This is a genomic window from uncultured Chryseobacterium sp. (genome assembly GCF_913776365.1).
Classification (GTDB): domain Bacteria; phylum Bacteroidota; class Bacteroidia; order Flavobacteriales; family Weeksellaceae; genus Chryseobacterium.
The window spans coordinates 1-9,910 of the sequence record NZ_CAJYMO010000220.1; the positions used below are offsets into that span (position 1 = coordinate 1).

The 9,910-nt window shown below is 43.3% G+C and carries 8 protein-coding genes; 7 read left to right on the forward strand and 1 reads right to left on the reverse strand.

Annotation, left to right across the window (positions count from 1 at the left end; all coding sequences use genetic code 11):
- The 6 genes from QZ735_RS11335 to QZ735_RS11360 form a co-directional block, all read left to right on the forward strand.
- Positions 1 to 749: efflux RND transporter permease subunit (locus QZ735_RS11335; protein ID WP_294248328.1), on the forward strand; the 749-nt coding region annotated here is incomplete at its 5' end.
- Positions 727 to 2,121: an efflux transporter outer membrane subunit gene (locus QZ735_RS11340; protein ID WP_294248331.1), complete on the forward strand. Its 1,395-nt coding sequence runs from the start codon at positions 727 to 729 to the stop codon at positions 2,119 to 2,121. The genes QZ735_RS11335 and QZ735_RS11340, both read left to right, overlap by 23 nt.
- 33 nt (positions 2,122 to 2,154) lie before the next feature.
- Entirely contained in the window at positions 2,155 to 3,225 is a 1,071-nt protein-coding gene (locus QZ735_RS11345; protein WP_294248334.1) for a sensor histidine kinase, read from the forward strand.
- Between the two features lie 11 nt (positions 3,226 to 3,236).
- Positions 3,237 to 3,992, forward strand: a complete 756-nt coding sequence (locus tag QZ735_RS11350) for a LytTR family transcriptional regulator DNA-binding domain-containing protein (RefSeq protein WP_294248337.1) — start codon at positions 3,237 to 3,239, stop codon at positions 3,990 to 3,992.
- 26 nt (positions 3,993 to 4,018) lie between these two features.
- Positions 4,019 to 5,023 (forward strand): MFS transporter, encoded by a 1,005-nt coding sequence (locus QZ735_RS11355; protein WP_294248339.1) that lies wholly within the window; start codon positions 4,019 to 4,021, stop codon positions 5,021 to 5,023.
- A gap of 1,471 nt (positions 5,024 to 6,494) precedes the next feature.
- On the forward strand, positions 6,495 to 7,091 hold the full coding sequence (locus QZ735_RS11360; RefSeq protein WP_294248342.1) for a Crp/Fnr family transcriptional regulator: 597 nt from the start codon (positions 6,495 to 6,497) through the stop codon (positions 7,089 to 7,091).
- A 563-nt stretch (positions 7,092 to 7,654) separates the two neighbouring features.
- Here the strand turns inward: QZ735_RS11360 and QZ735_RS11365 are convergent.
- Complete coding sequence (locus tag QZ735_RS11365; RefSeq protein WP_294248345.1) at positions 7,655 to 8,251, reverse strand: Crp/Fnr family transcriptional regulator; 597 nt, start codon at positions 8,249 to 8,251, stop codon at positions 7,655 to 7,657.
- A 453-nt stretch (positions 8,252 to 8,704) separates the two neighbouring features.
- Between QZ735_RS11365 and QZ735_RS11370 the strand changes: the two genes are divergently transcribed.
- Complete coding sequence (locus QZ735_RS11370; RefSeq protein ID WP_294248349.1) at positions 8,705 to 9,304, forward strand: Crp/Fnr family transcriptional regulator; 600 nt, start codon at positions 8,705 to 8,707, stop codon at positions 9,302 to 9,304.
- Positions 9,305 to 9,910 lie beyond the last annotated feature (606 nt).

The following is a 9,910-nucleotide window of genomic DNA, read 5'->3' on the forward strand; positions in this document are numbered from 1 at the left end:
CTACGCTGGTCAGCCTGAAAAAAGTCTACGGCCCGCAGGTAATCAGCCGGTATAATCTCTACAACAGCATCTCGGTGAATACGAATGCTGCCGGAGGAGCAAGTACCGGAAAGGTGATGAGTGTGATTGATAAAGTGCTCCAAAAAGAACTTCCGAAAGGCTACAGCTATGAATATGGAGGTCTGAGTTTACAGGAACGGAATTCCGGTTCGAAGATGATCTTTATTTTCGGACTGAGTATACTGTTTGTCTACTTCCTGCTTGCCGCGCAGTATGAAAGTTACCTGCTGCCGTTGGCGGTGATGCTGTCATTGCCGACAGGAATTTTAGGCGTTTTTACCGCTACGGGATTTGCCGGTATCGATAACAATATTTATGTCCAGATCGCGCTCATTATGCTCGTGGGACTTTTAGCTAAAAATGCCATCCTGATCGTGGAATTTGCCGTTCAGCAGCACAGAGCAGGCCTGTCTGTATTTGAAGCAGGGATTGCGGGAGCAAAAATGCGCCTGCGCCCGATCCTGATGACTTCCTTTGCCTTTATCGCCGGGCTGATCCCGCTGATGTTTGCCAAAGGCGGAACGGCGATGGGGAACAAGTCCATCAGCATCAGTGCTGCCGGAGGAATGTTGAGCGGCGTGATCCTGGGCGTAATGATTATCCCGGTGCTGTATATGGTATTCCAGTGGCTGCAGAATAAGGTATCAATCAATAAAAATCAGAAAGATGAAACGACTCACCCAATATAGCTTAGTAACCGTTATTTTTTTCGGAGTATTACAGTCCTGCAAAGTGACCCGGGATTATCAGAGGCCGGAGCTTAATCTTCCGGCATCATTCAATGAGACTTCGGACAGTATAAAAACAGCTGAAGTTCCTGCGTACCGTGACTTTTTCAAAGACCCGGAACTGCTTACCCTGCTGGATCAGGTAATGGCTAAAAATCCGGATCTGTTGATTGCTTCAGAGGAAATCCTGGCCTTGGAAGCCCAGCTGAAAAGTGTAAAGCTGAATTACCTTCCCGATATCGGCCTGCAGGTGAATACGGGAATACAGCGCCTGTCTAAAAACAGCATGCAGGCTTCCTTCGGTGGCGGCGTAATCTTCCAGGAGTATAATTTCGCACCGGTGGTTTCCTGGGATGTTGATTTCTGGGGCAAGCTGAAAAAGCAGCGGGAAGAATCGCTCGCGAATTATCTCAGCAGGGCTGAAAACAGGAGGGCATTGCGGGTACAGCTGGTGGCACAGACGGCCCAAGCCTATTATAATTTGCTAAGCCTCGATGAGCAGCTCAGCATCACGCAGCAGGTGGAAAAAAGTATGCAGGAAACCGTTACGATGCTGAAAATCCAGTACTCAGTAGGGGATGTAACGACATTGGCCATTAAACAGGCCGAAGCCCAACTGGCAGAAACCCGCGCCCTGATCCCGGAGATCAGAAGCAGCATCAAGGTCCAGGAAAATGCCTTGCAGACGCTCGCTGGGAATTATCCCGATGCAGTAAAACGGTCAGGGCAATTTAATAATCATGCATTTACCGAAAAACTTGAAACCGGTATTCCTGCTGGCCTCCTGGCTAACCGCCCCGATGTAAAACAGCAGGAATTACTGCTGCAGGCCGCTTCCGCAAAGGTAGGCATCGCCAGGACTGAATTTTATCCGAGCCTGAAGATTACGGCGCAGGGCGGTTCCAATGCCACCAACCTGGCCAACTGGTTTTCCATTCCGGGATCCCTATTCGGGACTGCTGCGGCCGGGCTCACACAGCCGGTCTTCAACCGGAGAAGCATCCGTTCGGGTTACGAACAGGCGGTTCATCAGCGGGAAGCAGCGGTACATACGTTCCGGAAATCGGTGTTGACAGCCGTAGAAGAAGTGAGTACCGCCATGAGCAACATCATTCGGGTAAAAGAACAGCTGGATGAAGTGAACAACCGAAAAAAAGCAATGGATAAAGCCATTTCCGATGCACAGCTGCTGTATAAATATGGCGAAGCGAATTACCTGGAGGTATTGACGGTGCAGCAAAGTGCTTTCCAGGCGGAACTGGCCTACACGGCTGCCCGGCAGAAGGAAATAAATACTTATCTTGCTTTGTATAAATCTTTAGGCGGAAATTAGATGGGCAGCAATTTGAAAAACCAGTCAGGATCGATGTGGAAAATCATTTTTCAGTGGAGCGGAGTGCCGGTTTCACTGGCATTGGCAAATCTGATCCAGTACCTGTTGAATCCGCAAAGCAGATGGTGGAATTTCTATACCCAGGCACGGTGGACAGAAATCTGGATCACCATCACCGGAGGGATTGCCATGTATGCTGCCATTTTTGGGATCATCCGGGTACTGTCCGGATGGGTCAATAGCAAAAGCAGCCTGAAAGATAATATCCTGGCCCATTTTATCCTGACAACCGGTGTGGTCATCGCCTGCATGTTCCTGCTGCTGTACCTGGAAAATGTATTTTACGAGCAGCTTTGGCCGGAATCTGCAGGCGGAGGCGGAGAAATGGAAACAGACGTCCGGAATTACCTGGTGGTGAATATCGTAGTCGCTGCTTTTGTCAACAGTTTCTACAATTCCTTTTTCTTTTTCGAAAAATGGAAATCGGAGGTTACCGAAACCAATAAGCTGGAAATCCTGTCGCACCAGCTCAGGGAAAATGCCCTGCAGGCCGAACTGGAGGTCTTAAAGCTGCAGTTGGATCCTCATTTCCTGTTCAACAACTTCAGCATCCTGACCCAGCTCATCGAGATCAATAAAGAAGCTGCACAGGAGTTTTTGTCCAGCCTTTCAAAAGTTTACAGGTATATCCTCACTACCGGTAAAAAAGACATTGTCTCACTGGATGCAGAACTGAAATTCGTGGAAACTTATTTCCACCTCATTAAAATCCGGCACGGTGAAACCATTCATCTGACTGTTGATGTGTCGGAAGCAGACAGAAGGAAAGGTATTCCGCCTGTTACGTTGCAGCTGCTGCTGGAAAACGCTATTAAACACAATATGTCTACTCTGAAAAAACCTTTGTATTTATCGATCGAAAGTGATAATAACGGTAAGATTATCGTGAAAAATAATCTTCAACGCATCAATATCGATTATAAAAGTACCGGTATGGGTCTGAAGAATATCAAAGAGCGGTACCAGCTGCTGGAAGGTAAGCTGCCGGAAATTACAGAAACCCGGAGTTCTTTTGAAGTGCTGCTGCCGCTTTTGAACATTTAAAAAACGGAACAATGAATTACCTGATCATAGAAGACGAAGCCCATAACGCAGCACTGCTGAAAAGCCTGGTAGGGAAAACGGATCCTGAAGCCCTCCTGCTGGACATACTGCCTACCGTACAGGAAAGCGTAGAGTGGTTGGAAGCGAATCCTAAACCCGATGTCATTTTTATGGATATCCGGCTGGCGGACGGACTGTCTTTTGAAATTTTTAACCGGGTAAAAGTCAATTCACCCGTTATTTTTACAACGGCTTACGATGAGTATGCATTACAGGCCTTTAAGGTCTACGGTGCTGCCTATCTGCTCAAACCTATCGAAAAGGAGGAATTGAAAGAGGCACTGGAAAAGGTAAAACGGGTACAGCCGAAAATTTCCGGAGATGAGATCAGTGCCATCATGGAAATGTTCCGTACCCGGGAGAAAACTTATAAAAGCCGTTTCCTGCTGCATTACCGGGAAACCTATAAAGTAATTCCGGTGGAAGAGATTGATTACATCTGTCTTGAAAATAAAAACATTTATTTCCACCTCTTGGACGGAACTTCCATTTCCGTTCCGTATACATTGGAGGAGCTGGAAGAGCAGCTGGATCCGCAGTTCTTTTTCCGGGTAAACCGCCAATATATCCTTCATATAGGGAGTATCGACACCATCAATAAATATTTCAATGATAAATTGAAAATCGTTCTGAAAAGGGATCATCAGGCGCAAGTGATGGTAAGCCGGATCAAAATTCCTCAGTTTAAATTGTGGCTGGACCGGTAACCAGCGTACTATAAACGATAAATCTTATGAAATCAAAACCTGATAAGCTGCCTGAAGAAAGACCGCTTACTGAAACGATATTGCCCGGAACCAACTGGCAGAAACGCTACTGGTTTATTTTCTCTGGACAGGCCCTTTCCATCATTGGTTCTGCGCTCACTCAGTTTGTTCTCATGTGGTGGATTGCCGATACCACCGGGAGTGTAGGTAATCTGGCCGTGGCCGGAACGGTGGCCCTTCTTCCGCAGGCACTGCTAAGTCCGGTGGGAGGGGTGATGGCAGACCGCTACAGCCGGAAAGTGATTATGATCCTTGTGGATGTCATCAGCGCATTCTGTGTGGCTCTTCTGGTTATCCTGTTTCTGACAGATTATGTTGAGCTCTGGCATATTTACCTGATGATGGGTATCCGTGGTGCCATGCAGGCTTTTCAGTCTCCGGCCGTAGAGGCGAGTAGCGCCATGCTGGTCCCCGAAGATTTTCTTCCGCGGGCTGCAGGCCTGAACCAGATCCTGATGGGAGCAACCCTTGTCGCCGGTGCCCCGCTTGGAGCCCTTGCTATTACTGCCATGCCTTTGGGCTGGGCATTGAGCATTGATGTTTTTACAGCCCTGCTGGGCATTGTACCGCTGTTCTTTTTTACAATTCCGCAGTTCATGAAAGAAAAAAGCAAGGCGCCGTTTTTGAGAGAAATCATCTCCGAACTCGGCGAAGGCATTGCCTTGGTCTGGAAAGACTCCGGACTAAAAAGACTGTTCCTGCTGCTGGGCGGCATTGTGCTGGTCATTATGCCGACTTTCACCTTTGTGCCGCTTTTGGTAAAAGAACATTTCAAGGGCGGCGTGGAAGAAGTCGGACTGATGGAAGGGCTTGCCGGCGCAGGAATGGTGGCCGGAGGTATTTTAGTAACGATCATGGCACCTAAACGAAAAATGACCTGGATCCTTACCGGATTGGGATTGTCCTGTTTTGCCGTCAGCCTTACTGCCTTGATGCCTGCCAATCTCTTCTGGACCGCGGCTTTCTGGTGAATGATCAGCTCTTTTACCTTCATTTTCGCCAACGCTCCCTTAACGGCATTGCTGCAGACCGTTATTCCTAACCAGATCCAGGGAAGGGTATTATCGCTCTTAAATATGATAATGGCATAGGCCGCACCGGTTGGATTGATGGTAGCCAAACCTCTGGGGGAATGGCTTGGATTACGCGGACTGTTTGTAAGCGTCGGGATTCTCAGCGGCTTGGTTGCATTTTCAGGATTTGCATCATACCATCTAAGGAATCTTGAGGAAAGAAAGTTGAATAATTAGTGGCTAATGTTCTATATTTCAAAAATATTTATTATAACTCAAAATTTTGATTATATTAGAAATTGTCTCAAAAAACGATATTCAAAACAGTGCTGACTGTAGTTCCGAAAGAACAAAACTATCGATATCGCTTCAATATATCTATGGAAAACTATCCGGCTGGATATATCGCTTTATTATATGAAATAAACAGAATATGTATCTATTTATTCTATTATTTTTTATTTTTGTGAATCTTTTATGATTCGCAGGTTTCCGTATTAGATAGGTCTTCTTTCATCCGGAAGATTTGTAAAGCTAGTCAAGTCTAACGGAAATATCATACTTTGCTTATCAGGTTTCATCAAAAAAATGATTTCTTATCGGGCAGTAGCCTATTTCTCACTTTCAGATTAAATGTATGAAGAGGAGAGGAGTATGATTATCCCGTGCCTCCAGCTCAAAAAGATCCTCGACGCCGCATAGCTGATCGCGGAAAGGGCTTCAACCGAAAAGTAAAAGATGGATTTTACGGTAAAAGTTTTTAAAAATATTTGATTTTTATACTCTCTAGTTTTAATGAACGACGATCCGGTGGCTGAATGCTTCAAAGCCACTAACGCCTTGTGAAAATCCCTTGGGAGCCTTAGGGTGACATACCGTTAATGTCAGTCTGGACTTATATTCTGCTTAGATAAGGAGCTATTTTAATTAAAACTAAACTATATATACGCGCACTGTTAGGCCATCCAAAGCCCCGCACTATCCCTATAAATCCTTTGGAGATTTTTCAATGCAAAAATACATTCCTGTGGCTGAGCGGGGCCGAAGCCCATCGTATGTGTTTTTAAGAGTTTGTTATTTGTATATATATATACTTTTATTTGTTTATAATTATTCTATAATTGAAAATGTGGTACTTAATATTTAATAATGTGCCACAAAAAATGACGAAATGCTAATTTTATGATCAGTGTCATATTGTGTCATATCCAATACATATATCTTTGAATGGTATTATCACAATTAATAATAGATGAATAAATATGTCAACAGTTGTTTTTATTAATATCAACAGCCTGTTTTGGATTACAATACCAAGATTGACAGATTAAAATTTTTTATTGTAAAATGTTTGACCACGCAGTTAAAAATATTGGATTTCTGCTTAAAAGCAGGGAGTAAGATTAAAACACACCACAAAATCATTATTATGTCTATCGATTTAAAGCTACTGTATTCTATCGGAGCAAGGGAAGAGCGTTTTCATTCCGGACAATATATTTTCTTTGAAGATGATGCGCCCAGGTTTTATTATCACATCGTTGAAGGGTATGTAAAACTCAACAATTACAACGGCGACGGTAAGGAACTTATTCAGAATATATTTTCTGGCGGTTCATGCTTCGGGGAATCTATGCTGATTCTGGAAAAGCCTTATCCCGTGAATGCCATTGCGCTCACAGAATGCACAGTACTGAAGCTTTCCAAGGAAAAATTTAAGGAATTGATGGGGCGGCATCCGCAGATTCCCATCGAGTTCTGCACTACATTATCGGAAAAAACGTATAACAAGTTTGTGCATATGCGTAAAATGTCCAGCCGGAGCGCCATCGAGCGGCTGACCGAAATGATGGACCTGATGAAGGAGTCGCAGGATAACAAAGACAAGTATTCATTTAAAATAGATTATACCCGGCAGCAGCTCGCCTCGCTTACCGGGCTCTGTGTAGAGACCACCATCCGGGCCGTGAAAAAGATGGAAGAATGCAAGCTGCTGAAAATCCGTAACCGGAAAATCTATTATTAACTCAGATGCATAACTTCTTACGGAATGATCATTATTTCGGTTCAATTAAATTTTTGAAAGAGGCTTATGGTTTTGGTTACTGGCGCAACCGGGATTGTAGGAAGGATTATCGCCTGGAGCCGGTAAAAAAGGAAAACAGTCAGGGTTATGTAAATGATTCACCAGCGATTTAGGCGGCGTTGCCGAAGTGCAGCCAAAGAAGCCTTGATCCTGAAGACCGCCAGGCAATACCGGAACCGGTATTGCCTGTACCCGGCATTTTCTGAACCCCTGTCTCAAATAACCGGTTAGGAGAACTGCCGTGAAGGTATTGAATTACCTGCAACTACTTTTGAAAATAATGGATAAAAGATTGAGCTGCCTGTCCGGAATATGGGTTGGCTCTGCAAAAATAATTACCATTTCGGACGAAAGGTGAGAAGAATGCTTGCTTTCAGGTTTTTATTCCATGAAAGATTCGCTGGAATTTCATTATCGGAATTACCTGGCCTGCCGGTCCGAGAACACAGCTGAGGAGGGATCAAAAAAAATCCGTAACATCCGCCGATTAACCGGAAAGGGTTTTAGTATAAAATTTTTCTTCCCTCCAGTTTGATGGTATTTTCTTTTTCCATCTTCTTGATGATCCGGATGGTGGTTTCCAGCGAAAGCCCGGTAAGCGAGGCCAGCTGCTGCCGGGTATAGGTAATTTCCAGGGAAAATTTATCTTTTTTGGCCTGGGCTTCCTTCATAAGGTCCATGATTTCAATAAGCCGGTCTTCAGCACTCTTGCTGGTGATGGTGTGCATCAGGGTCTGCTTCTCAAAGGTACTTTGGGCCAGGGCGGTATATATTTCCTTAAAAGCGGAAGGGTTGTCCTGAAGCAATTGGAAAAACTGGTTGCGGGCTAGTTTCAGAAAGGTGCAGTCTGAAAGCGCAATGGCATGTACCGGATACACTTTCCCCAAAATAAGCATCGCTTCCCCTATGCCTGCTTTCCCGTGAATGATGTCCTGTATGAATTCTTTGCCATCTTCCGCATAGTTGGTAAGTTTCACATCACCTTCCAGAATGTAGAAGTAGAACTGTGGAAAGGAGTCTTGGCGGAATATATAATTGCCGCTCCTGTAATGCTGTTCTACCGCTCCTGCTGAACGCAAAAGTTTTTCGCTAATGCACATACTTAAAGTTTTAATTTTTTAATATTTCCTCTTCACCATATACTGTGTCGCATGTATTGATAAGCTTAAGTATTGTTTTTTTAAGTGGAAAGAAATATCATAAAGTCGAGCCCAAAAAACAATTTGGGCCCGTCAAAGGTACAGCTCTCAACACTTTGTAAATATGATGTAGATCATATTTGTAAAAAAGGGGCGGTGACTTTCAACTTATTGAGTTTTATGGATGAACCTTATGTGATTTCAGATCATGGATACATATACCATATTATCCTTACATTCGCTCCGGTAATCAACATCTTAAATACATCTTTGTCCGTTTCTCTCTGACTAAAATCATAATTAAACAAAAATTTTGATTGTATATTTGTATCGTTTTGCGTGTATGCTGCCCCCTAATCCTTGAGTATTTGCGTAAGCAGTAAAGTATCATATGGAATTATTTTAATGAGCATTATGGCCATCAAACAAGATTTACTCATTACTTTTGGAGCGGAAAAGCTTCATGTGCAGAAATCCGAGATAATTTTTAAGGAAGATGATGCGCCGGAATATTACTTCCAGATTAAGAAAGGTAATATTAAGCTTGCTAACTTTAAAAATAAAAATGAAGAATTCATCCAGAGTTTTCATAAAGAAGGCGATTCCTTCGGGGAGATTTTCCTGTTCTGCAAGCACCAGCGATATCCTGTAGCGGCCGTGGCAACCAAAGATTCCGTTATACTGAAGCTGCAGTATTCCAAATTCTTAAAACTGCTGGAGTCCGACTTTGAAATCCAGCTGGATTTTCTGAGAAATTGTGCCGAACGAAGCTACTACAGCTATACCTTTCTCAACAGCCTCACCTCCGAAGATGCCACCCACCAGCTATTGACGGTTCTGGATCATTTGAAAGAAAATCAGCATGCCACACCCGGTACTCCTTATAAAGTTCCGTACACCAGAAAAGAACTCTCCCAGCTCACCGGCCTGCGTATAGAGACCGTCATCAGAATCCTCAAAAAAATGGAAAGCGAAAACGTCGTAAAGATCGTCAGGGGGAGGGTTTACTATTAGTAACGCCAGGAATATCTGACACATGGATGATCCCAATTATAAAATTATTCGTTTCCTTTTTCAAAAAAGGATTTTTATTTTGAAAAATAACTTAGAATCAGCCAATTATAAAATAGTCTCAGGAAGCAAAATCACATGAACGAAAAAAAAGAATTACCTGTAATAATAAACTTTACGTTCTTTCAGAGCATCAATTCGAAGAGCTGGTAGATGTATTTTGAAAAGCAGAAAGTCTCCAGCAGATATTACATTATTAGCACCTGTACATATACGGGCACAGGTTCGCTCTGCAACCAGCCAAAATGAATTTTTGGGCAGTATTAATAGAGAGGTTGATGCAGAACTTAGAAAGCTATCGATAACCTGTAAAGCGTCAACTCCTGTTTTGAGCATTATGGCAAATCTGCTAATATTATAAAAATAATATTTTGTTATTACCCTATGGATTGATAAAAAGTTTAAATAAATTTCACAAAACGATCAAACAAAGGAACTGTAAATTCTATCTGTCCAAACTCTGGCGTATATATAAACTTATAATTTCTTTCGTTAAAGGTAGATAATTAATTGATTGGTATTACAAAAAGTTTTTTATTGATCAATAAA